Origin of the sequence: Flavobacterium hungaricum, assembly GCF_015182285.1 — a bacterium.
Classification (GTDB): Bacteria; Bacteroidota; Bacteroidia; order Flavobacteriales; family Flavobacteriaceae; genus Flavobacterium; species Flavobacterium hungaricum.
The window spans coordinates 59,358-81,680 of the sequence record NZ_PRDM01000007.1 but is presented as its reverse complement, the minus strand read 5'-3'; the positions used below and the strand labels follow the sequence as shown (position 1 = coordinate 81,680).

Annotated in this window: 24 protein-coding genes; 12 read left to right on the top strand and 12 right to left on the bottom strand. The window is 36.8% G+C overall.

What is annotated here, in order from left to right:
• Window positions 1-618, top strand: a complete 618-nt coding sequence (locus tag C4F50_RS24850; RefSeq protein WP_194141334.1) for a TMEM175 family protein — start codon at window positions 1-3, stop codon at window positions 616-618.
• 5 nt (window positions 619-623) lie between these two features.
• Here the strand turns inward: C4F50_RS24850 and C4F50_RS24845 are convergent, their stop codons facing one another.
• Window positions 624-2,213, bottom strand: coding sequence for a sigma-54 interaction domain-containing protein (locus C4F50_RS24845; protein ID WP_194141333.1), 1,590 nt, complete (start codon window positions 2,211-2,213; stop codon window positions 624-626).
• A 309-nt stretch (window positions 2,214-2,522) separates the two neighbouring features.
• Between C4F50_RS24845 and C4F50_RS24840 the strand changes: the two genes are divergently transcribed.
• A complete protein-coding gene (locus C4F50_RS24840; protein ID WP_194141332.1) occupies window positions 2,523-3,461 on the top strand; it encodes a ring-cleaving dioxygenase in 939 nt (312 codons plus the stop codon).
• A 257-nt stretch (window positions 3,462-3,718) separates the two neighbouring features.
• Here the strand turns inward: C4F50_RS24840 and C4F50_RS24835 are convergent, their stop codons facing one another.
• From C4F50_RS24835 to C4F50_RS24825, 3 genes are all read right to left on the bottom strand, one after another.
• Window positions 3,719-4,930, bottom strand: a complete 1,212-nt coding sequence (locus tag C4F50_RS24835) for an MFS transporter (RefSeq protein ID WP_194141331.1) — start codon at window positions 4,928-4,930, stop codon at window positions 3,719-3,721.
• A 17-nt stretch (window positions 4,931-4,947) separates the two neighbouring features.
• On the bottom strand, window positions 4,948-5,769 hold the full coding sequence (locus C4F50_RS24830) for an SDR family NAD(P)-dependent oxidoreductase (protein ID WP_194141330.1): 822 nt from the start codon (window positions 5,767-5,769) through the stop codon (window positions 4,948-4,950).
• Window positions 5,770-5,842: 73 nt separating this feature from the next.
• Complete coding sequence (locus tag C4F50_RS24825; protein ID WP_194141329.1) at window positions 5,843-6,421, bottom strand: TetR/AcrR family transcriptional regulator; 579 nt, start codon at window positions 6,419-6,421, stop codon at window positions 5,843-5,845.
• Window positions 6,422-6,588: 167 nt separating this feature from the next.
• Between C4F50_RS24825 and C4F50_RS24820 the strand changes: the two genes are divergently transcribed.
• The 6 genes from C4F50_RS24820 (at window position 6,589) to C4F50_RS24795 (ending at window position 10,665) form a co-directional block, all read left to right on the top strand.
• Window positions 6,589-7,167 carry a Crp/Fnr family transcriptional regulator gene (locus C4F50_RS24820; RefSeq protein ID WP_194141328.1) on the top strand — a complete coding sequence of 193 codons (579 nt, stop codon included), beginning with the start codon at window positions 6,589-6,591 and terminating at the stop codon, window positions 7,165-7,167.
• Window positions 7,168-7,260: 93 nt separating this feature from the next.
• The gene (locus tag C4F50_RS24815) at window positions 7,261-7,794 is read left to right on the top strand and encodes a YceI family protein (RefSeq protein WP_194141327.1); all 534 of its coding nucleotides are present in this window, start codon (window positions 7,261-7,263) and stop codon (window positions 7,792-7,794) included.
• A gap of 33 nt (window positions 7,795-7,827) precedes the next feature.
• Entirely contained in the window at window positions 7,828-8,046 is a 219-nt protein-coding gene (locus C4F50_RS24810; RefSeq protein WP_194141326.1) for a tautomerase family protein, read from the top strand.
• Between the two features lie 65 nt (window positions 8,047-8,111).
• Entirely contained in the window at window positions 8,112-8,849 is a 738-nt protein-coding gene (locus tag C4F50_RS24805) for an SDR family NAD(P)-dependent oxidoreductase (RefSeq protein ID WP_228012137.1), read from the top strand.
• 361 nt (window positions 8,850-9,210) lie between these two features.
• Window positions 9,211-9,588, top strand: a complete 378-nt coding sequence (locus C4F50_RS24800) for a nuclear transport factor 2 family protein (protein ID WP_194141325.1) — start codon at window positions 9,211-9,213, stop codon at window positions 9,586-9,588.
• A 3-nt stretch (window positions 9,589-9,591) separates the two neighbouring features.
• Complete coding sequence (locus tag C4F50_RS24795) at window positions 9,592-10,665, top strand: NAD(P)H-dependent flavin oxidoreductase (RefSeq protein WP_194141324.1); 1,074 nt, start codon at window positions 9,592-9,594, stop codon at window positions 10,663-10,665.
• A 97-nt stretch (window positions 10,666-10,762) separates the two neighbouring features.
• Here C4F50_RS24795 and C4F50_RS24790 read toward each other — a convergent pair whose 3' ends face one another.
• From C4F50_RS24790 to C4F50_RS24755, 7 genes are all read right to left on the bottom strand, one after another.
• A complete protein-coding gene (locus C4F50_RS24790) occupies window positions 10,763-11,782 on the bottom strand; it encodes a cytochrome-c peroxidase (RefSeq protein ID WP_194141323.1) in 1,020 nt (339 codons plus the stop codon).
• Window positions 11,783-11,956: 174 nt separating this feature from the next.
• Window positions 11,957-12,823: an MbnP family protein gene (locus C4F50_RS24785; protein WP_194141322.1), complete on the bottom strand. Its 867-nt coding sequence runs from the start codon at window positions 12,821-12,823 to the stop codon at window positions 11,957-11,959.
• A gap of 57 nt (window positions 12,824-12,880) precedes the next feature.
• Window positions 12,881-13,246: a hypothetical protein gene (locus tag C4F50_RS24780; protein WP_194141321.1), complete on the bottom strand. Its 366-nt coding sequence runs from the start codon at window positions 13,244-13,246 to the stop codon at window positions 12,881-12,883.
• A 6-nt stretch (window positions 13,247-13,252) separates the two neighbouring features.
• The gene (locus C4F50_RS24775; protein WP_194141320.1) at window positions 13,253-15,232 is read right to left on the bottom strand and encodes a TonB-dependent receptor plug domain-containing protein; all 1,980 of its coding nucleotides are present in this window, start codon (window positions 15,230-15,232) and stop codon (window positions 13,253-13,255) included.
• A gap of 4 nt (window positions 15,233-15,236) precedes the next feature.
• A complete protein-coding gene (locus tag C4F50_RS24770) occupies window positions 15,237-16,160 on the bottom strand; it encodes a hypothetical protein (protein ID WP_194141319.1) in 924 nt (307 codons plus the stop codon).
• Between the two features lie 272 nt (window positions 16,161-16,432).
• A complete protein-coding gene (locus C4F50_RS24760) occupies window positions 16,433-16,810 on the bottom strand; it encodes a hypothetical protein (protein ID WP_194141317.1) in 378 nt (125 codons plus the stop codon).
• A 138-nt stretch (window positions 16,811-16,948) separates the two neighbouring features.
• Entirely contained in the window at window positions 16,949-17,194 is a 246-nt protein-coding gene (locus tag C4F50_RS24755; protein ID WP_194141316.1) for a hypothetical protein, read from the bottom strand.
• Between the two features lie 202 nt (window positions 17,195-17,396).
• On the opposite strand from C4F50_RS24755, the gene C4F50_RS24750 reads away from it, so the two are divergent.
• On the top strand, window positions 17,397-17,687 hold the full coding sequence (locus C4F50_RS24750) for a hypothetical protein (RefSeq protein WP_194141315.1): 291 nt from the start codon (window positions 17,397-17,399) through the stop codon (window positions 17,685-17,687).
• A 59-nt stretch (window positions 17,688-17,746) separates the two neighbouring features.
• Here the strand turns inward: C4F50_RS24750 and C4F50_RS24745 are convergent, their stop codons facing one another.
• Window positions 17,747-19,516 (bottom strand): mechanosensitive ion channel family protein, encoded by a 1,770-nt coding sequence (locus tag C4F50_RS24745; protein ID WP_194141314.1) that lies wholly within the window; start codon window positions 19,514-19,516, stop codon window positions 17,747-17,749.
• 405 nt (window positions 19,517-19,921) lie between these two features.
• On the opposite strand from C4F50_RS24745, the gene C4F50_RS24740 reads away from it, so the two are divergent.
• The 3 genes from C4F50_RS24740 to C4F50_RS24730 all read left to right on the top strand — a co-directional run bounded on the left by C4F50_RS24740 (window position 19,922) and on the right by C4F50_RS24730 (window position 22,282).
• Window positions 19,922-20,299, top strand: coding sequence for a response regulator (locus tag C4F50_RS24740; RefSeq protein ID WP_194141313.1), 378 nt, complete (start codon window positions 19,922-19,924; stop codon window positions 20,297-20,299).
• A gap of 103 nt (window positions 20,300-20,402) precedes the next feature.
• Window positions 20,403-21,854 carry a sensor histidine kinase gene (locus C4F50_RS24735; RefSeq protein WP_194141312.1) on the top strand — a complete coding sequence of 484 codons (1,452 nt, stop codon included), beginning with the start codon at window positions 20,403-20,405 and terminating at the stop codon, window positions 21,852-21,854.
• Window positions 21,851-22,282, top strand: a complete 432-nt coding sequence (locus tag C4F50_RS24730) for a response regulator (protein ID WP_194141311.1) — start codon at window positions 21,851-21,853, stop codon at window positions 22,280-22,282. The genes C4F50_RS24735 and C4F50_RS24730 overlap by 4 nt, the downstream gene beginning before the upstream one ends.
• Window positions 22,283-22,323 lie beyond the last annotated feature (41 nt).

The following is a 22,323-nucleotide window of genomic DNA, read 5'->3' as shown; positions in this document are numbered from 1 at the left end:
ATGGAAAAAGAAACGGGACGAATAGAAGGATTCAGCGACGGCGTGTTTGCAATTGCGATCACACTTTTGGTCTTAGACCTTCATGCACCAGAAATTGGAATTGTAAAAACCAGCAGCCAATTATTAGCTTTTCTAAAAAGCGAATGGACAACGTATTTGGCTTTTACGCTTTCTTTTTTCAGTATTTTTATAATGTGGGTCAATCATCACAAGATTTTCAAACAGATTTACAGCCGTAATACCGGAATCATGTTTGCCAACGGACTGATTCTCTTTCTGGTTTCTTCAGTTTCGTACCCTACTGCATTATTAGCGCGTTTTTTTGACGGCGAGGCATCAAACATCGCTGTTGCCGTTTATACCGGAATCTTTGTATTCATCAACATTTCGTACAATCTGTTGTGGTATATTGCCAGTCATAACCAAAAATTGCTGCGTCCGGGAATCACCAATACTGCTATCAAAAAAATCAGGAACAACTATTTATACGGATTCCCAACTTATTTAATTGCATTCGGAATTTCGTTTCAGTTTCCTGCAGCGGCTTTGGCAATCAATATGCTGCTGCTGGTTTATTGGGCTGTTTCATCGGGAAAAATAAAAATGATTCCAGACTGAACGGATTAGAAATACTTTCTCTTAATGCCCAATTTCTGCATTCTGGAAACCAATGTAGTCGACGGAAGACCTAATAAAACTGCGGCGCCCTGCGGTCCGGAAATTCTGCCGCCGCATTTTTTTAAGGTTTTCAAAATATGCTCCTTTTCTACTTCCTGCAGCGTTTTGGTGTAAAAATCATTTTCGGTATTTAGAGATTCTCCTACCAAAATTTCAGGAAAAGTCATTTCTTTTATCACGTTGTCTTTGGCAAACAAAATACTGCGTTCTACCATATTTTCAAGTTCGCGGACATTTCCAGGCCAAGGGTGTGCGTACATACTTTTCAGGACTTTTTTAGAGAACCCTTTTATCTTTTTTCCATTTTTCTCCGAATGTCTTTCTAAGAAAAAATTCCCCAGAACTTCGATATCCTCTGGACGCTCACGCAAAGCTGGAACCGCAATCGGAAACACATTCAGTCTATAAAACAAATCGCTTCTAAAACGTCCTTCTGCAACTTCCTTTTCCAATGATTTGTTTGTTGCCGCAATTACCCTTGCATTTACTTTTACGACATTGTTGCCGCCAATTCTTTCTATCTCTTTTTCCTGCAGCACACGCAGCAGTTTCCCCTGCAGTTCCAAAGGCAGTTCCCCTATTTCGTCTAGAAAAATAGTGCCGTCTTCGGCTTGTTCAAACTTACCGATTCTTAGATCTGATGCGCCCGTAAAAGCACCTTTTTCATGCCCGAATAATTCGCTCTCAATCAGATTTTCTGGGATCGAAGCACAATTTACCTTTACCATTCTTTTATTAGAAACCAAAGATAAATTGTGAATTGCATTTGCAATTAACTCTTTTCCTGTTCCCGTTTCTCCCAAAATTAAAACTGTAGATTGTGAGAGTGCAACTTGATCGACCAATTCATAAACCTTCTGCATGACTTCGCTGCTGCCGACAATTTCAAGAAAGCTTTCGGTCCCTATCAGTTTCGTCTCCGGTTTTCTTTTACTTAAATTATACTGCAAATGTTTTAATTCTTTCAGATTACTTTCGTACGCCTCAGACCATTTAATATTGCGAAGCGTTATAGAAAGCTGGATTGCTATACCTCGAATAATTCGGTTTGATTCTCTGCTGAAAGAAACTGTATTTTTAAAAAATAGAAACAGTACATTTCGATATCCTTTTATATAAGGAAGACCAATTCCGATTCCGTTTTTAAAATTTTTATCCTGTACGGATTGAAGGTAATCCGGAAGCTTATTTTTTCTTTCTGAAATTCTTTTTAAATCAAAAACCACGGTATCGGCATCATTGAGACAAACATCAAAAAAACCATCGTTTACAGGGTGCGTTTTGGCCTCTGTATTTTTTTGATCCGAGAATTGATAGAAGATTTCGTAATCGGTTTGATTGTCATCCGCGGAAGCGAAAATAAAATCTTCAAACAAAAATTGTTCTTTTAATAAACCTCCAATTATATTATGAAATTCCTGCTTGTTTGTTACTTCCGACAGTGATTTGCAAATCGATAAAATTAGAAATTGCTCTCTTTCTCGCTCCTGCAGTCTGTTGAGTAAAATTGCATTTTGATCTGCTGGCTCTTTCATAAATTCTAATTGGTGTGGTATTGCATGCGTAAATTTAAGAAATAGCCCTTATAAACCTACTATCGATTTTCGAAATAAAAACAGTTACCAGACATAAATTTACGATATATCGCATAATTGAAAACAACAAAACAGAACAAAATCCTTGTATTACAACACATTAAACAAAAAGGAACACTATTTGGCTATTATTTAAAGAATCAAATTTAGCCGGCATTTTATTTCTTAATCTAGGTTAATCGATCCGCGGCCATAACGGGCGTAAATTTGTAAAAGAAAAATCAAACAACAATTTAATACATCAATACCATGGAAAATAAAATTTTAGGCTTACACCATATTACTGCAATTGCAGGTGACGCTAAACGTAATTTCAACTTTTATTCTAACATATTAGGACTTCGTTTTATAAAAAAAACAGTCAATTTTGACGATCCTGGAACCTACCATTTTTACTTTGGTGACGAAGTGGGAAGCGCAGGAACAATCTTAACTTTTTTCCCTTGGGGAGAAGGAATTCAGCAAGGAAGAAAAGGTTCTGGAATGGCAACAGAGATTGGATATTCTGTTCCAAAAGGAAGCTTGGATTTTTGGCAGCAACGTTTTGAAAAATACAATGTTATTTACAATAAACCAGCTGAAAAATTCGGAGAAAAATACCTGACTTTCTTAGACCCAGACGGATTAAAATTAGAATTAATCGAGTCTAAAACAGAAGATAACAGAAAATCTTGGGAGACTGAAGAGGTTAAAGCTGCTGTAGCTACAAAAGGTTTTCATAACATTACTTTGACCTTAAACAACATCAAGCCAACCGCTGCGATTTTAACTGAAATATTTGGTTATAAATTAATCGATCAAGATGTAAACCGTTACCGTTATGCTACTGATGCTGTAGAAAATGCTGCCATTGTAGATTTGGTTGAATTAGCTGATGAAAAACGCGGACACGTTGCCAACGGTTCTGTACATCACGTTGCTTTTAGAGTTGCAAATGATGAAATTTTAATGCACTTCCGTGAAAAAATCGAAGAATACGGATTGTCTATTACACCACAGATTGACAGAAATTATTTCCACTCCCTTTATTTTAGAGAACCAGGCGGCGTTTTATTTGAAATTGCAACAGAAAACCCTGGTTTTACGGTAGACGAAAGCTTAGAAGAATTAGGTAAAAACTTAAAACTTCCTGCTCAATACGAATCAGACAGAGCAGCAATCGAAGCACATTTGGTAAAAATTAATTAATTTTTAAATCAACTGCAGTTTAAAACCTGCACCTGTATAGTAAATACCCCAAAAAACGATACTTGTTCTTTGGGGTATTTTTATTTAAATAAAGCTTTGCATTAACTGATATAAGTCTTAAAGTCATAAGCCAATAACCCTAACTCATAACCATAACCCATAAGCCATAACCCATAAGCCATAAGCCAAAACCCTTAAATCCTAACTCCTAACTCCTAACTCCTAACCCATAACTCCTAACTCCTAACCCTTAACTCCTAACTCCTAACTCCTACCCCCACACTTTTTACCCTGTAACTATTAAAAATCATAAATAAAACAGTGACGATCAAAAGCAATGAAAGATCTGCAGCTCCAAGCAGTAACTGACTTTTTACTTCAAACAAATTGGTAAATCCGTAACTGAAAACAGAGCTGATCATGTACATTACGCCGCCGGTGAGTCCGCTCGCTACTCCAGCATTTTTGGTAAAACGAGTTAAACAATAACCGTAAACGATATTAAAAATAAAACCACCCGCAATATGAATTCCGATAATAAAGCCAATCAACGTGTAGAGACTGCTTGTATACGATGCGGTAAAAATCATTAACAAAACCAAAATAATCTGTATGCCGAATGCCGTTCCGACTTTTTGAGCCAACGGTTTCTTAATCAAAGATTTTGCGATTATTCCTCCCGTCATTAATGAAAAACCAGACAATAAAGAACTGTACCCCGTAGTAATAGCAGAATAGCCTAAAACACGCTCGATAATAAACGGACTTGACAAACTGTACACAATCACGATACCAAAACAAATTCCGATTATTACTAAGCCCAATGTAAAATCGGCTGTTTTAAGCATGACTTTGTAGGTTGCTGTGATTGATTTAAGTTTAAAAGGCTGGTAATATTTTAAAGATTCGCCGCTGTAAATTAGTTCTAAAATCAGGAAAACCAATGATAAACCGCCCAGAAAATAAAAGTTAGATTTCCACCCAAAACTATTCTGGAGATAACCTCCTAAAAATGGAGCCATAATAGGAGCAGTTGCCCAGATAATCGAAAATAAACTAATATAACCTTTAAGTTTTTCTCCCGAAAAAAGATCTACAAAATACGCTCGTTTCCCCACAACAATCAGTGCAATGGTAATTCCCTGAATGATTCTCATGGCATAAATCACATAAATGTTAGGGATTATTGCAATAACAAAACTGGTTAAAGAAAATAAACCAAGCGAAACCAGTCCGATCTTATACCTGCCAAAACTATCCAATATACTGCCAATAAAAAACTGGCTTACCCCTACACTAAACATAAATAAAACCAGCGACAATTGAACCGCCGATGCCGAAACATGCAGATCATTTGCCATATCAGGCAGCGAAGGCAGATAAATATCTGTTGCAAAACCCGACAGCGGAATCAAAGCCAGGGCCAGTATCGTACTGAAACCCTGATGATTTTCTTTTAAAATCCTCATTATTTCTTTTTTCTAAATTATGCACCGTGTGCCTCTATAGAAACCGATTTCCATTCGTCAAAACCTGCCAGACGCTCTTTGTATTTTTCGGTCACTGCGGCATAAGCAAGGGATCCAAAAAGCAATCTTAAAGGCGGATTTGGATGATCGACCAGTTTAAGAATTACATTCGCAGTCGCTTCTGGATTGCCAAAAATTCCCGGAGTCGAGGTTGCTTCATTAAAACCCGCTTTTACAGCATCATACACTTCCATACTTTGAGTTTGAAAAGCCGATGCGCCCGACCAATCTGTAGTATAACCGTTTGGTTCTACCAACGAAACATTGATTCCAAAATCTTTAACCTCAGATGCCAGCGTTTCGCTTAAACCTTCAACCGCAAACTTAGAAGCATTGTAAAGCCCTAAAACCGGAAGTGTAACCAGCCCTAAGAAACTCGAAACCTGAATAATATGGCCGCTTTTTTGCTCGCGCATAATCGGTAAAACGGCTTGTGATAACCAAAGCACGCCAAAGAAGTTCGTTTCCATCTGGTTTCTTGCTTCTTCTTCCGAGGTTTCTTCAACCGCGCCAAACAAGCCGTATCCAGCATTATTAATCAAAACATCTATTCTTCCAAAATGCTCTTTTGCTTTATTTACCGCTTCAAAAGAAGCTTTTCGGTCGTTAACATCGAGTTGAATTGTTAGAACCAAATCTCCGTATTGCTCTTTAAGATCCAGAAGTGCATTGGTATTTCTACCCGTTGCCACTACTCTATCACCGCGTTTTAAAAATGCTTCTGCCCAGATTCTTCCAAATCCTTTTGTGGCTCCTGTTATAAAAATTACTTTAGACATTGTTTTTATATTTAATTATTAACTTTCAAATTAAAAAGACCGATCGGTCTAAAAATGAGTAAAAAAAATATGTTTACAAGACATATCTTTTAAATTCCTCTTTGATGCTTTCCAGAACGATAATCATTTGTTCAGTACCCACCAATTTTCCGCATAAAACAGCGCCCTCAACCATTGCAAAAATCTTAATGCTCAACACATCGGGATTTAAGTCTGATGACAATTCTTTATTTTTAACACCATCATCCAGTATCGTAAAAAATCTTTTTTGAGCAGAAAAAGCCGCTTTTTTTACATGCTCTTTCATAATAGGATTAGTATCATCTGCCTCTGTACCAAAGTTCAATATCGGGCATCCCTCCATCATACTTTCGTCATTTTTATAGACATCCAATACATTAAAGAATTTACTTTGAGCCGAATTTCCCTGCGATGCTGCAAAATCCAATTTTTTAGCCAGATTAGATCTGAGGTACAAAAAAGCCTCAACACAAATCTCTTCCTTGCTTTCAAAATTGCCGTAAATACCACCTTTGGCCAATTTTGTAGCCTCCATAATATCACTGAGCGAAGTTCCCGCCACTCCTTTTTTATTAATAATAGGAGCCGATGCTTCGATAATAAATTGTCTGGTTCTTTCTGCTTTACTCATCACGTTCTCATTTTGACATTGCAAATATAAGACCGTTCGGTCTAAAATAAAAAATATTTTAACTTTTATTTTTAACAGCTTCTAATTGAGCTTCTTAATTAAATTTCAAAAACAGCATTCAAGTAACTATCTTAAATAGTAATTTTACGGGTACTAAACTCCAAAAAATGGACGCCAAAAGCCTTTTAAAAGAACATGTATTAAAAATTGCATCGTTTACAGACGACGAATTTGATTATTTTTTTTCGCATTTTAAACCCGAAACATACAAAAAAGGGCAAAGCATTATTACCGAAGGCCAAGAAGTTGATAAAGAATATTTTGTAATAGACGGCTGTCTAAAAGCTTTTTATGTAAACGACGAAATCAAAATGTACATCTTACAGTTTGCCATGCCCACCTGGTGGTCGTCAGACTATGCCGCGCTTTACAACAATACCACAGCAACCATAAATGTAGACTGCGTTACCGATGCAGCCATTCTTTCGCTTTCTAACCACGACAGAGAAAAAATCTGCCGCGAACTGCATCAGGCAGAACACTTCTTTAGATGGAGAACCAACCGCGGTTATGTAGCCGCACAGAAAAGACTGCTTTCGTTTATGAACAATGATACCAAAACGAGATACGAAGAACTCATGAAACTTTATCCAGCTCTCTATAATATGATTCCAAAACATTTAATAGCAGCCTACCTCGGAGTTTCCAGAGAAACTTTAAGCCGATTGTACAACGCTTCAAAATAGTGTTTTTACGAATGTGATCTACATCACGTAACCAATCTGCGATACCGCCATTACTTTGTACTATAAATTAATAACAATTTAAAGTACAACAATATGGAAACTCAAAAATTTAAAATTGCAAATGCTCAAAGCAGCGTAAACTGGACCGGAAAAAAAGTAACCGGTTCACACAACGGAACAATTGATATCGAAGACGGAAACTTCTCTTTTACAAACGGTGCTCTTACCGGCGGAAAAGTAGTCATCGACACCACATCTATCAAAATTCTAGACGTAACAGATCCCGCAACCAACCAGCAATTTGCAGGACATTTGGCTTCAGACGATTTTTTCTCTACAGACAAATTTAAAACCGCTTTTTTAGACATTACTGCAGCAGTCAAACAAGCTGACGATACTTATTTTGTCGAAGGCAATCTGACTATCAAAGCGATCACGCACCCAATTGGTTTTAACTTAGAAGTAAAAAACCACAACGACGAATTAAAAGCTTCTGGTAAAATCATCATCGATCGTACCAAATACGATATGAAATTCCGTTCTGGAAATTTCTTTACCAATCTTGGAGACACGCTGATCTATAACGAATTTGAACTCGACGTAGACCTTACAGCAAGACTTTCCTAATCAAATTTCACACAATTCATAATTCAAAAAGTCATGCCATACGTAAAAATTGAGGTTACACGCGAAGGCGTTACCAGAGAGCAAAAACAACAGCTCATTGCCGGAATAACCAATCTTATTACCGACGTACTAGACAAAGATCCCAGCCTCACACATGTTGTCATTCAGGAAATAGAATTAGACGACTGGGGTTTTGCGGGCGAACAAATTTCTGTTCTTCGCGAAAAAGGAATCACAGCTCAAAAAAAATAAGCAACTGAAGTACACTTTGTCAAAGTTTGAGACTTTGACAAAGTTACATCACTAAAAAAATAGAAATGAAAACAGTAATCATAACCGGTGCTTCTACCGGAATCGGAAAAACAATTGCACAATTATTCTTAGAAAAAGGATACAATTTAGTCATCAATTCGGCCAATGCTGCCAACCTTGCCAATACTTACAACGAATTAAACAATCCTGATAAAGTGGCCATTGTTCCCGGGGATATCAGCCTGATCGAAACAGGTAAAAAATTAATCGAAACCGCCGTGCTGCGCTTTGGAAGCGTGGATGTTTTAATCAATAATGCTGGTATTTTTGAACCAAAATCCTTTCTTGATGTCGAAGAAAAAGACTTAGATCTATTTTTAAGCATCAACTTAAAAGGCACTTTCTTTACAAGTCAGTCTGCTGTAAAACAAATGCTGCAACAAGGCGAAGGAAACATCATCAACATCGGGACCGTGCTTGTAGATCATGCCATAAACGGTTTCCCTGCGACGGCTCCCATTTCAAGTAAAGGAGGTATTCATGCATTTACCAGACAATTGGCCGCAGAATTCGGAAAAAACAATATCCGCGTCAATGCCATTGCACCCGGAATCATCAGAAGTCCGCTTCAAGCAAAAACCGGAGTAAACAACGCCGATTCATTAGCTGGTTTACATTTACTAAACCGCATCGGAGAAACCCAAGATGTGGCCGAATTAGCACTATATCTAGCCGAAAGTAATTTTGTTACCGGAGAAATCATTAATTTAGATGGCGGTCACGTTGCCGGTCATAGTATTTAATTTTTTAATCATAAAGTGCGAAGTCAAAGCCCAAGCAACTAACTCCACAATCTAAATTCTAAAATCTATCCCGAGGCTTCGGGACTAAAATCTAAAATCTAAAATTCTAATATAAACTTGGGCGAGACAGCATCCCGATAAGAGGGCAAAATTACTTTATGCGTATACGCCCTCTTATCAAGATCCTGTCGGGCTGTACGCGCTGCTTCGGCAGCTTGCTCCCATCCCTCTCGCGGCAGACGTTTTCAGAACACCTAATTCATTCTTTTACAATCCTCTCGTTTCGACTGGAAACTGAAAGAAGAAATCACAACAAATGAGAATCAATTTCTAAAAAATTAAGAATCTAAAATAAAAAATCATGGAAAACTTCACTACAAGTGCAGCCTTAATAACTGCTGTACTCATGAACTATTTCAACGGAATTTACAATGGTGATACTGCCTTATTACAAAAGACTTTTCACCCAAAAGCGTTAGTCGTTGGAGACATTAAAGGACTTCCTTATTTTAAAACCGTAGACCAATATCTGGAAGGCGTTAAAAACCGTAAAAGTCCAAATGAACTGGGAGAAAAATTCAAAATGGAAATTATATCTTTAGAAATCATCAATAATACCGCTGTTGCCAAAGTTAAAGTTCCGATATTTGAATATAACTATTACGATCAGTTAAGCCTTGCCGTTGTCGATGGAAAATGGCTTATTGTAAACAAACTGCTAACACATGTAAACAAATAAGTGATGTGGAATTCAACTAAAATAACAGAATTACTAAACATTCAATACCCTATTCTGCAAGGCCCTATGGGCGGTGGTTTTTCAACTCCCGCCTTATTGGCCTCTGTCAGCAACGCAGGCGGACTAGGAAGCTATGGCGCCTACACACTGACTCCAGAAGAAATCCTGCAAGCCGGAAAAGCCATAAAAGAAGTTACCGACAAACCCTACAATATCAATTTATGGGTTAACGACGTGGATAAAACCCTTATCGATTATCCGTTAGAAAAAATAGAAAAGATCAAACAAATCTATAAACCCTTTTTTGACGAATTAGGGATTCCCTTACCCGATTTATCGACTGCTATTCCATCTAAATTTGAAAAACAGGTTGAAGTTTTGTTCGAAATTAAACCTGCTGTTTTTAGCTTTATTTTCGGTATTCCGTCTACAGAAATTCTTAGAGAAAGTCGAAAATTAGGCATTAAAACCGTTGGAGCCGCAACAACTTTAGAAGAAGCCTTAGCTCTTGAAGACGCTCAAGTAGACGCCATTGTCGCTGCAGGATTTGAAGCCGGCGGACACAGACCTTCGTTTTTAAGACCAGCACAAGATTCTTTTACTGGATTGTTTTCGCTATTGCAGCAATTAAAAGCTAAAATCAAAACGCCAATCATTGCCGCAGGCGGTATAACCGATGCTAAAGGTATTGCAGCCGCTTTGACTTTAGGCGCCGATGCGGTACAGTTAGGAACTGCCTTTATGGTAACCGATGAATCGGGCGCACATCCGATACACAAAGAAGTTCTGTTTTCTGGTGCTTTAAATCATACCACCATTTCAAAATCACTTACCGGAAGAATGGGCAGAATGGTCAGCAACAAAATTTCTGAAAGCGTTCCTTTTGAAACAGAAGTACTGCCTTTTCCATTACAAACCAAATTGATTGCACCGCTTAGAGTGGCTGCCTTAGCACAAAACAGAACCGATATGATTAGTTTCTGGTCGGGTCAGAACAATAACTCTCTTAAACATCACAGCGCTGAGGCGTTGATGCAGGCTTTAATCAGCGAAACTTCGGCTTTGCTTGACCGCTGATTTTTATAAAGCTTGTTTTTTTTTACCGCAAAGTTCGCAAAGGTTTTTTATCTTCTGTATGTTGATTTTAAGTTCGCAAAAGCTCAACTAAATAAGCTTATTGTTTCACAAATGCTGTGTCACTTAAGGTTTTCATAAAAGCGATTAAATTGTTTTTTTCCTCTTCGGTAAGTGGTATGCTGCTGCCGTTATTCTTAAATATCGGATCCAGGTTTTCAGCTTCCAAAACACCATTATCGAAATAATCCAAAACAGCTTTTAAAGTCGGAAACTGGCCGAAACTTCCGTACGGTGCGGTGTATTCTATATTGCGTAAAGTTGGAACACGAAAACTCATATAATCAGCAGTAATGCCGGTTACTCTGGCTCGTCCTGCTTCGTTTGAATTGGTGTTTAAAGGAAAACCAATATTCCTAAAACTCTGATCGGTAAACAATTCTGTGCTGTGACAGCTGGCGCATTTCTGCTGAAATATTTCGAAACCCTTTGCTTCACCTGCCGTAAAACTTTCGCCTTCTTTACGTTTTACTTTATCATACTTACTGTTGGCAGAAACCAAACTATATTCAAATTGTGCAATACTTTTATAAATTCTTTCGGGCGTAATGGCTGCGTCGCCAAAAGCTTTTTTAAACAAATCGGCATACGACGCATCATTTTGAATTTTACCAATAACATCCAAAATAGAAGAATCCATTTCTTCATGCGTAATTATAGGAACTAAAGGCTGATTTTCTAATTGCAGTTTGCTTCCGTCCCAATTATAAAACTTCATAAACATCAAATTCTGAATCGAAGGCGTATTTCGGAGCCCAATTCTTCCTTCAATGCCGATTCCCTGAGCCTTTCCGTCTGTAAAAGCATTTTCCTGAATATGACAGCTGGAACAGGAAATAGTATTGTCTGCACTGAATCTTTTATCCGAAAAAAGTTTTTCGCCCAATTCAACGCCGTACTTTGTTGGTTTATTGAAACGCACAAATTCATTTGGCTCAGGAAAACCTGTTGGGATATTGAGGGCAATTTCAGGGTTATCAATAGCAATCATCTCGTCATCAGTATTACTACAAGAAATAAGTAACAGAACCACAGATAATAGGGGAATTATTTTTTTCATTTTAAATGAATTTATTTTAAAAACTCTGAAAATATTTAACACATAGAATCATGGTATGCAAAGCCCAAAAAGGCATTTCTGTTTGGTGAAATTCACCTAGACCGGCTGTCTTTTTTCAGCTTTTAAGAGAGCAACAAAAATCTATGTGTTAAATATATTTTTAGAAATCTATTTCTAATTTTCTACTGCAGTAACCGAAAACATGCCGCTGATATCGTTGGTGCCGTTTCCGCCAAGGTTATCCACAAATTTTACCATTTGTGCCGCAGTATGAACATTTGGAGTCGCATTATCGTTCATTCCAGTTCCTGTAGACAATGTAATCGTGTTTATTTTGCCGCTCAGCATTTTATCAAAATCGGCTTTAATTTTAATCTTTGGCGCACTGCTTCCCACGACAGCATTTGTTGTAAGGTTTAAAGTAATATCTCTATAAGCGTTTACACCTTGCGTGTACGCTCCTGCAGTTCCTTCAACTGTACTTCCGGTATGTATAGACATGGCTTTATTATCGGTATCATAAAAACCTTCGACTTTTGTAAAACGGTAACCGCTTCCCCATTCCCACATCATTTGAGTATCATTGGCTCCAGCTGCCGCATAAAATTTAGGAAACCGCACTTGATCCAGCGTATTTTGTTCTGGTTTGATTCCCAATCCAAATTTGATAAGTTTGTAAGATGCGGACGGAACATTCGTTAAAACATAACTCAAACTTGCCGTTTTGGACTGATCGATAACAGCAGCGCCTTTGTCTAAATCGTTAACATTGTACGGCACTTCGCTCCCATCTTCTTTTACAAGGCGAATATTACTAATTACATATTTTAATTCTGAAAAATGATGTACTTGTCCTGCAGCCGAAGTGTTGGCTGTAGCCGAAGCCGAAGCGGCGTCTCCTAAAACGATTGTCGTGTTTTTGAAAGTATTATTAAACTCCAATGTTAGATTGTTTGAAACAGCATTCTGATCATCGTTAGAACATGAAACGAAAGCAAAGGCCGCAGTTGCAGCTATAAAGTATTTTTTAAAATTTTGCATTTTGATATATTTTATAATTATCTTTTTATTCTATCTATAAAACTGATTTTTAACAAATTACAAAATAGGCGGCGGTACAAAAATTTCTAAAGATGGCGCAGATTTTCCCCATTCTTTATAAACTATTTTTTTTGCATAATGAATGGTTTTAGAAATTTCTAAAGAAAAATCAAAAATTTGAATCATGTTGATATCGATTTTTTTACCGATTCCAGTTAATTCCAAATCGCTTTTCTCTGATTTCTCCAGCTCTTTCTTCAAATGACATTGACCATGACACTGCATTTTAGGTTTTGCTTTGTTGACGCAGAACTCTTTTTCTATATTTTTTTGATTCAGTTTAAAGTGCACAACAATTAGTGCCTGCTGGAAAGAAACCAGCAGAAACAGTATTGTCATTGTGATACCAAAAACTTTTCTCATTTTTTTTTAAAAATTTACTTTTAAAGAGGTAAAAATATTACGTCCCATTCTCGGAATATTTCCCCAATCTGCATAGGTGCTGTAATATTCATTCAATAAATTCTCGGCACCCACCTGAATGGTACTTCTTACTTTATTGATTTTAAAAGTGTAATCGGCAGAAAGATTCCATATAGTGTAAGCCGGAGTTTGGTCTTCTCCATATTCGGGACTGTAATTAATCTGCTCAAAATCGCCGTTTACAGAAGTCTGGATTCCGAAGTTTTTATGCATAAAATGAAGCGAAGTCAAATAACTCAACGGACGTATAAATGGTAAATTTCCGCCTTTATCGTCTGTTCCTCTTGCATACGTAAGCGTTCCGCTCCAATGCAGGTGCTCCAGAATGTTGTAAGAAGTATTTAGAGACATATTAAAAAGTGCCGCATGATCTAAAGAAGTGTAGCCTTTTACCCCAACCGATTGATAATTCATTGGGCTTCCCATGCTCAAAATTTTTCCGATAATGTAATTCTGGATATAGAAATAATTTACTTTTCCAACAATATTCAATCGCTCGTTCCTGAAACCTGCACTTGCATTCAGTTCCTGTGAAATTTCATTTTTTAAATCTGGATTCCCGATATAGTCATAACGGTCAAAACTATTGTAGATATAATATCCGTAACCTTCAGAAACAGAAGGCGCTCTTTCGCCATAACCCGTTCCGACAGAAAAATTAAAATGCTCGAGTTCCAGCTGATAACCCGCATGCAGACTCGGCAGTATTCTTGTTTTTTCCTGAGGCGCTCCCGGGTGAAAAATCCAATTGAATTCTACAAATTTTGAATAATTATAGTTTACGCCCAGCGATCCGCCCAAATTGACTTGGCTTTTCTCAGAAATATCCCAGAAATTATTCATAGAAAGTCCTGCAAAACGAGTCGTCACCCAAGGCCAGCTGTACGCAAACATGGTTCTTTTACTGCGATCCTGCGGATACATTCTCATTTCTGCAATCGACAGATTATCATACGCATTCAACTGAATTTCTGACGAATAAGTGTTCTTTTGCAAATTTGCTTTCGAGATCAAGCCGTACGTTGTGCTCCATCCCGGCATATCCATATGAACCAGATTTTCAGGACGTGTCGTATCATCCATATAATGTTCAATAGCATTATAATATACTTTGGTATCTACCGCTTTAAACCAACTTTCTTGAAATAATTGTTTATAGGAAGCCGAGGTAATTAAAGCACGCGAAAGCCATAAATCCATTGGAAGAGCTGGAAAACCAACGTCTTTGGCCTGATCAAAAATAGCATCAAAACGTACAGATGACAACTCACTGGTCTTGTAAGCAAGTCCAAGCGCCGTGTTAAATTTATTGTATTGCGAATGTTTTACCTCATCGTTATTTCCGTCATGATAATTATCGGCCGTTCGGTATGAAATACTGGCGTCGGCAACAAATTTATTGCTGGAGTAAGAGACATTTCCCAGATTAAAAAACTGCTTGTTATTAAACTCAAAACCTGTCTGATAGCCGCCGTTCCATTTTCTTTCGGTGCTAAAAGGCGTGCTTCTTCGTTTCAAATCAATACTTCCGGCAATTGTAGCGCCATGCAGACTTCCTTCCTGTCCCGATTTTATATCAATAGAAGCCAGATTATTACTTTCAACATAAGACGTTATCGGATCCATTTTATCCGTACAAGCACCAAAAATATGCATCCCGTCAATTGTAACCGTTGAGCGTTCGGTTGTCATATTGTTTAGTAAAGGTTCCCAGGCATAGGCACCCCTTTTTATAAAACTGATGTTTGCTGCAGATGACAAAAACTCGTCAACTGAAACTGCCATTTTCATGTCGGTTTCAATTTTTTTCTTCGCCGCATTTTTCACCCGCACTTCTTCCAGATTCTTGATACTATCGTGGTGTGCATGATTGTTTTGAGCATTAGCAGACATTGCTAAAAAAAGTAACAGTATTATATATTTCATGCGATTAAAATAAAGTATCAATATAAAGTTCACTTTTTACCCCTTCAATTCCAGGCGTAAAATCTGTCGGAACCACTGTTCCTTTTACGATCAAACCGTTTTGGTTCGTCAATATCATATTCAGCGTCCAGTTTCCGGTCATGGTATAATTGACTACACCGTGGTATAAACCGTCGTTTTGCTGTGTCAAATCTTTATTATTAGGCGAAGAATGGTTTCCCATAGAAGGTTCTGGCATTCTCGGATCGAGTTTTAAGGTATAACCCGTTACTTCTGAATATGAAAACTGTGACGGATCTGGAAAGGTTCCTGCTGTCGTAGTCGGTTTATTGTATTTATAAATTCCGGCAGTCAAAGCATTTTCGGCCACTTTTGGTTTTTGCGGTGCCACGAGTGCGATATAATATTGCTCACCGTCTTTTCCTGTAAATGCAGTCATGTTTAGATTTTTATTGTCCTGCTTTGCTACAGAAATGTCTTTGGTGATTTCATATTTTTGGTTATCAGCGGTAAAACTTAGATACAGTTTCCAGCTCGACCCAGCCACACTTTCGCTCGTAAAAACAGAATAGCCCGAAAAGTATTTGCCTGCAGCATCAAACTTCATGGCATATTGGTGCGGACAAGAAGTTTTACTTTCATCAGAATTGGTCATAACAGGTAAAAAAGTAACCTCCGAATCCGTAATGTTTTGATTGGTTTGTGTATTGAGAATTCTGAGATGAAGTTCATTATAGCCTTTATAAAAAGTTCCGTTTAAGGCATCTATGCTTATTTTAAAGTTTCCCGTATTTAAAGAAACAGCTTCTTTAAACTCATAGGATTCAGGTACTTCTAAGCCAATTTCGGCTTCGTAATCGGTTTTGTCAAGTGTGCAGGAAACGGCTGCAAAAGCGAAAGCTGCTGCTAAAAAATTAAAAAATCTCATTTAAAAGGAATAGTTAAAAACGGTTTGAATGAGGCGGTTTCTTAATTTGATTTAAAACCAAAACAAGAAAATACCATGAATTAACCAAGAATATGGGAAAAGAAAAAAGATCAGAAAATCAGTTTAAAGAATGGGTCCAAGCACTGTTTAAAAAAGCTTTAAATGCCAGAATACCACAAATTCTTCCAATTGGAATTTGGATCCGAGAGATAGAGCCAGCAAGGCTGCCAATTTAAAAAAATGGAATTTAAATTTTTGAACTGAAATTTGATCTATACGAAATAGAGCGGCGGATGAAAAGTAAGATTAGACGCCCCAATAGGTTTTTTATCGAATAAAATAGAAGATTTCTCTTTTGATTCGATTACAGGAATGGCAGTAAAGTTTACTTCTGTATTGTTTTGAATGTAGACCACTTCTAATTTATCTTTTAGGCTGTCCTGCATTTTTCTTTCGTTATCAGCATATTTTTTAATGCTTTTTTGAAGTTCACATCGACCGTTACAAGTATTGAAAACAGATTTACGCTGTACACAAATCGTTTGGGCAATTTCTTTTTGGTTGATTTTGAATGAAGCATAAACAAACAAGCTGCCAAAAGATGGCGATAAGATTAAAACGGAAAGTACTATGATGAATAACCTTTTCAACTGCTTGTTAAATTTGCGCTACAAAGTAACGGATTTTTTATTTTTATTTTGATAAAACTAAAAAATTAAATTTCAAATTTAAAAAACAAAAAAAAAACCGTTGAAGGCTTCAACAGTTTTTTTTAGATCTTAGATTTTCTATTTGAGGGAAATTGTATCGAGAAGATTCTCGGCATTTATAAAAGCAGTTATATACTGCTGTACTTCATTTCGCTGCCCTGCATCAGTCTCAAAAGTATTGATATGAAATTCATCGTCCTGATCAAGAATATGAATGATCTCTGTGTAGCCTTTTGAAATCAGGCTCCCTTTTAGTTTGATTATAGTGAGCTGTTGGTGCGGATCCAAATCTTTTCTCACTTTTAATTGTATAATTTTTTCCATTGCAAAAGATTTGTAAGTTGGACGATTAATTTTATATCCAAATATAATTATATAAAGCCGTAAAACACTGTCTGCCAATGTTAAAAATTTCAATTCAGATGAAAATTCAATAACATATAATAAAAATTATGTAAGATATTCTTTCTTCTAAAAATTTACTTTTATATGACTTAAACTTTACTAATAATTCAAAAAAAAATATATGTTATCAAAAAATTCACACTATTCTGGACAGCCGCTTAAAGGTGATCGTAATTTTCTACCAAACAACATTACAGATGCAGCGCCTGTAAAAAACTATTTTTCTCTTAAACTTAGTGATCTTGAAGATCTCTATATGAGTGATTACCTGAATTCGGAATATGATGAAAATGATTGGGAAGAGGAAGAAGATCTTGACCCAAACGATATTGATGATGACCTAACCGAAGATTATGACGAAAATGACCGCGAAGTAGATACTTTCTCTGAAGACGGTTATAAAGTAGATTAACAAAACAAAAAAACTGATGATTACCTCATCAGTTTTTTTTGTTTTTATAGACTCCTCTTTTACAATTCTTCTGGTTTAAAACTTCCGTCGTCTGGATATTTTAGGGTTCCTTTTAATTCTTCGACCCGCTTAGGATCAAATTTAGGGAGTTGTAATTCGTTATTTTCTTTCCATTTTTTAACCGTCTCAGCAACTGCCTCTGCTTTTTCAGCAGAGAATGGTGTGTCGCGAGATACGTGAAGCGTTTGTGACGGATACGCCAATGCAGTACCGCTTTTTTCTATAATATCAATCATCCGTAATAGGATGTCTTCTTGTACTTCTTGAGAGATATCAGCATTTACGGCTTCAATATAAGCGGTAATTTCAACCTTAAAAGCATCAGCAGTAATACCTGTAAAACGAACTATCGGCGGTGAGTTGAGTACCGCAGGATGCGCATACAATAAAGACCGCAGTTCTACAAGCAGATAACGCATTTGATCGGGCGTTGTTTCCATTCTGAAATTAAATATCGGGTTGAATAAGAAACGGTCGCGATGGGCAAAATTTTCTATTTTACTGGCTGACAACTGTCCGTTAGGAATCGTAACTATTGTTCGGGCAGACGTTCTGATAGTAGTAGAACGCATTCCTATAGATTCTACAGTACCTTTTATATCATCAACACGGCAATAATCTCCTACTCTCAAAGGCTGATCGGCTATAAGGCTGACACTTCCAACAAAGTTTTCTATTGTTTTCTGTGCTCCCAATGCCAGGGCGATACCTCCAATTCCGAGTGCCGCAAGTCCCGCAGTAACATCCACTCCGATAATTCCGAGCAAAGCAATGATCCCTATAAAAACAATCGCCACTTTGGTCGCACGGCTTAAAAACAAAATGGCAGAGATAGCAGAAATCCGTCCTCGCCTATTCATTCTGCTTCGGGTATACATGGTCACAAAATCGGTCATTCTCCAAAGCAGTATCAGAAAAGCCAGAATTCCGATTGTGATGATAATAATGCTAAAACGCTGGCGCACTACTATAGAAATCCCCATACGCTGTGTAAAAGCCACAAACAAAATCACCGTAAGATACATTTGCACAGGAAGTGTAAAAGCTTCTATTATCGCCGTACCTTTTTCACTCGCTGCTTTTCTCCATAATTTCTGGATTACAAAAACAAACATAAAAATAAGCAGTCGGGAGAGTAAATAAGAAACAACAGTCATGATAACTACTACTGCCCAATGTCCTATAGGTACATTACCCAGTTTTTTTTCTATCAAAACATTGGGCAGCACCCGATCTAAAAAAGTTTTTTCACCTTTAATATCAGCCGACATAATCGCTTCTATAGTTTCTGCAGAAAAAAGCCATACGGCAGGCTGGCTGTCATCTGACTGGTTTTCGAGATAAAGCGGTATAGCCGTTTTGTCGGTAGAAATGCTTCCAACCAAATCGATTCCTGTAGAAAGATCATCATCAATACGTCCCAGTTCTTTATTGCTGATAATCGAAGACGGAGAAAAATTACCGCCCTGATCCAGCAGCTGCTGAAAAGTCTTGGCGATTCGTATTCTTTCTGCTGTTTTGCGGTACGAGCGCTTACTTAAAACAAAATATTGACTGGCACGCAGATAATTTTGATCCCCAATCGCTTTAATAAATCCGTTGACCGTTCCTTGAGGCGTTCTTCTTCCAAGAGAATCATCTGGAGTTTTGGCGGGTTCTTCTGCTGTCGTTTTTGACGAACCTAAAAGCTGTGCCGTTATTGAGTCTGATTGTAACAACAATGTTAGTAGGAAGAGAAAAGACCATAATCGCTTAGCAACTAAAATCATAGATATTTATTTTAGTATTTAGTTTTCTAAAAATAAGAAATATCGAAGAAAAAAAGAAACTCTGGTACAGAAAATCGAAATCGGCCTTCAAAATTAAAACTTCAATTTAGCAACGTTTAGCTTTAAATTTTACCAGACATGTAAATTATATAAAAGCGTTTTACAATTATATAAAAGTCTTTATTTTTTATGAATTACATTTCACCATCCAAAAAACATGCTTGAGAAGATTCTCTAAGTCTATTTGCCAGTATTTAATATAAAACTAAAACTTAAAAGTTACCTTTTTTGTTATAGCACTTGCAGATTTTAAATCTTAAAAAATTTGTGTGTCTGTTACTGTAAAGAGCAGCACTGTAAGCCGTTTTTTCAAAACTTAACGGAACTATTTAAATTTAAAAGCAAATGATATACAAAAATATACTGCAGATTGATGACGATATGGATGACTGCGAATTCTTTATGGACGCAGTACACGAAATATCCAGCGCAGTATACACAGGAATACAAAATCCTCTTGAAGCTCTGGAAAAATTAATTAGTAAAGAACTAATTCCCGATGTAATCTTTTTAGATCTGAACATGCCGCTTATGTCCGGATTTGAATTTTTGGTGGAAATTAAAAAGCAGGAGTTCGTTAAAAATATACCCGTTATCATTTTTTCGACTTCACAATTTGAAGAAATCAAAACTAAAGCTCAAAATTATGGTGCCAGCGGTTACATTTCAAAACCCAACAACTTTGATGAATTAAAGAAAATTTTAACGCATTACATTGCATAATGAATCCAGACGTATTAAAACCTTATTTCCAATTCTGTTTCTTCAGACAGTTACTGTCCTGCTGTTTGTATTATAAAGTTATATAATAATCTTAGTCTGGACAATGAAGTTATCTACTCAAATAATCGTCGCATTTATATTTATCATTCTGCTTTCTGTGGCAGATTCGTACACCAATTACCGATTGTCGCTTAAGGTGCAGCATAATTCTCAATATCTTTCAAAATCCGAAGCTGTTATACGAAACTCCAACAAAACACACCGGGCAATTCTTGAAATGCAGAGCGCCGTTCGCGGTTATCTGTTAACTAATGACACTACTTTTTTGGAAGTTTATCACAATGGTATCAAAAAAGTTCCTCAGTTTTTGAAAGAACAGCATCTTCTTACGGAAAATGAGGTGACACAACGCGCCATACTAGATTCTATAGGATTGCTGCACACCAGCTGGCTGAATTATACGACAGAATTAATTAAAGCACGAAAAGAAAGTCCCGAGAATTATCAGAATCTTTTAGAAAATAAACTTAAAAAACATGTTGGTAAAAACATCAACGATTCGATAACTCAAAAGTTTAAAAGATTTGACAAGATAGAATACAAAACACGCCGCCATCACAGCGAAATGCTTCTGGATTCTCTGACCCGAACAAGAACGTATTCTTTAATATTTCTTTCTTTAACGATTTTTGTCGGAATCTGCAGCACGGCTTATATTGTATTTACTATCACAAACCGAATTAACTCAATGGTCCGTGTGGCAGACACCATTTCTAAAGGCCGATTTACCATTGTAGAAGATCATAAAAATGACGAATTAAGCGCTCTTGCATTCTCTCTCAATGTTATGTCGCGCAGACTCGAAAAAAACATTCTCGAGCTTGAAAATAAAAATGAAGAGCTTAAAAAATTTGCATACGTAGTTTCTCATGATTTAAAAGCACCGCTTCGAGGTATTTATAATGTGATTACCTGGATCGAAGAAGATTTATCAGACGAACTTTCTCCGGCTTTAAAAAATTATCTCAGTATCATTCCGAAAAGGACACAGCGTATGGAAGCCTTGATCAATGGTCTTCTGGATTACGCCCGCATCAGCCGCAAAACTCCCTCAGAACTTGTAGATACCAATACGCTTGTTCTCGAAATTACTCAGTCGATTGTTCCGAGAAAATTTAAATTAGAACTCACTGACCTGCCTCAGATTTTTACAGAACGTATAAAACTTGAGCAGGTTTTCTCCAATCTAATAAGCAATGCGGTAAAATATGCGAAAACTGAAAATGCCAGTATTCAAATTAAATGCGAAAAGTTTCTAAATGTCTACGAATTTTCGATAAAAGATAATGGCTTAGGCATAGACAAAGAATACCATCATAAAATTTTTGAAATTTTCCAGACACTCCGAGAAAAAAATGAAGTAGAAAGTACCGGAATAGGTCTGGCAATTGTCAAAAAAATCATTGATGATCAAGGAGAAACCATACATGTACAATCAAAACCAGGAGAAGGAACCGAGTTTACTTTTACCTGGAGAAATAATAAAGAAATATGAGACAAGCAAATATTTTATTAGTTGAAGATGATGAACTGGATACCATATCCGTACAGCGTTCTTTAAAAAAACTGGAGATTCAATATCTGCTGCATACGGCCTATAACGGAATTGAAGCTTTGAAACTGCTTAGAGAAGGCGAAAATCCTCTAAGACCCGATGTTATTTTTTTGGACATAAATATGCCGAGAATGAACGGAATTGAATTTTTGAAAATACTAAGAAATGATCCCGATTTAAAAGATTTTAAGGTATTTATCATGACTACTTCATCTGAAAGCAGTGATAGAGCCACGGCCGAAGAACTGGGTATTTCTGGTTATATTATAAAACCGCTAAATTATAACGACAATACCAAAAGATCTGATTCTATGGATGCTTTTGTGCAGTTTCATCTGCGTAAAATTTTATTAAATGAAAACACTTGATTTGTTTTCAAGAACTCTATAAATTCCCCAAACCTAAAAAC

Bases quoted from the DNA above. Each gene is read 5' to 3' on its own strand.
- C4F50_RS24810 (WP_194141326.1), top strand. From the start codon at position 7,828: ATGCCATACGTAAAAATTGAGGTTACACGCGAAGGCGTTACCAGAGAG.
- C4F50_RS24755 (WP_194141316.1), bottom strand. From the start codon at position 17,194: ATGGAAAAAATTATACAATTAAAAGTGAGAAAAGATTTGGATCCGCAC.
- C4F50_RS24730 (WP_194141311.1), top strand. From the start codon at position 21,851: ATGAGACAAGCAAATATTTTATTAGTTGAAGATGATGAACTGGATACC.
- C4F50_RS24850 (WP_194141334.1), top strand. From the start codon at position 1: ATGGAAAAAGAAACGGGACGAATAGAAGGATTCAGCGACGGCGTGTTT.
- C4F50_RS24735 (WP_194141312.1), top strand. From the start codon at position 20,403: ATGAAGTTATCTACTCAAATAATCGTCGCATTTATATTTATCATTCTG.
- C4F50_RS24840 (WP_194141332.1), top strand. From the start codon at position 2,523: ATGGAAAATAAAATTTTAGGCTTACACCATATTACTGCAATTGCAGGT.
- C4F50_RS24830 (WP_194141330.1), bottom strand. From the start codon at position 5,769: ATGTCTAAAGTAATTTTTATAACAGGAGCCACAAAAGGATTTGGAAGA.
- C4F50_RS24805 (WP_228012137.1), top strand. From the start codon at position 8,112: ATGAAAACAGTAATCATAACCGGTGCTTCTACCGGAATCGGAAAAACA.
- C4F50_RS24745 (WP_194141314.1), bottom strand. From the start codon at position 19,516: ATGATTTTAGTTGCTAAGCGATTATGGTCTTTTCTCTTCCTACTAACA.
- C4F50_RS24845 (WP_194141333.1), bottom strand. From the start codon at position 2,213: ATGAAAGAGCCAGCAGATCAAAATGCAATTTTACTCAACAGACTGCAG.
- C4F50_RS24780 (WP_194141321.1), bottom strand. From the start codon at position 13,246: ATGAGAAAAGTTTTTGGTATCACAATGACAATACTGTTTCTGCTGGTT.
- C4F50_RS24775 (WP_194141320.1), bottom strand. From the start codon at position 15,232: ATGAAATATATAATACTGTTACTTTTTTTAGCAATGTCTGCTAATGCT.
- C4F50_RS24820 (WP_194141328.1), top strand. From the start codon at position 6,589: ATGGACGCCAAAAGCCTTTTAAAAGAACATGTATTAAAAATTGCATCG.
- C4F50_RS24800 (WP_194141325.1), top strand. From the start codon at position 9,211: ATGGAAAACTTCACTACAAGTGCAGCCTTAATAACTGCTGTACTCATG.
- C4F50_RS24785 (WP_194141322.1), bottom strand. From the start codon at position 12,823: ATGCAAAATTTTAAAAAATACTTTATAGCTGCAACTGCGGCCTTTGCT.
- C4F50_RS24825 (WP_194141329.1), bottom strand. From the start codon at position 6,421: ATGAGTAAAGCAGAAAGAACCAGACAATTTATTATCGAAGCATCGGCT.
- C4F50_RS24835 (WP_194141331.1), bottom strand. From the start codon at position 4,930: ATGAGGATTTTAAAAGAAAATCATCAGGGTTTCAGTACGATACTGGCC.
- C4F50_RS24770 (WP_194141319.1), bottom strand. From the start codon at position 16,160: ATGAGATTTTTTAATTTTTTAGCAGCAGCTTTCGCTTTTGCAGCCGTT.
- C4F50_RS24740 (WP_194141313.1), top strand. From the start codon at position 19,922: ATGATATACAAAAATATACTGCAGATTGATGACGATATGGATGACTGC.
- C4F50_RS24795 (WP_194141324.1), top strand. From the start codon at position 9,592: ATGTGGAATTCAACTAAAATAACAGAATTACTAAACATTCAATACCCT.
- C4F50_RS24750 (WP_194141315.1), top strand. From the start codon at position 17,397: ATGTTATCAAAAAATTCACACTATTCTGGACAGCCGCTTAAAGGTGAT.
- C4F50_RS24790 (WP_194141323.1), bottom strand. From the start codon at position 11,782: ATGAAAAAAATAATTCCCCTATTATCTGTGGTTCTGTTACTTATTTCT.
- C4F50_RS24815 (WP_194141327.1), top strand. From the start codon at position 7,261: ATGGAAACTCAAAAATTTAAAATTGCAAATGCTCAAAGCAGCGTAAAC.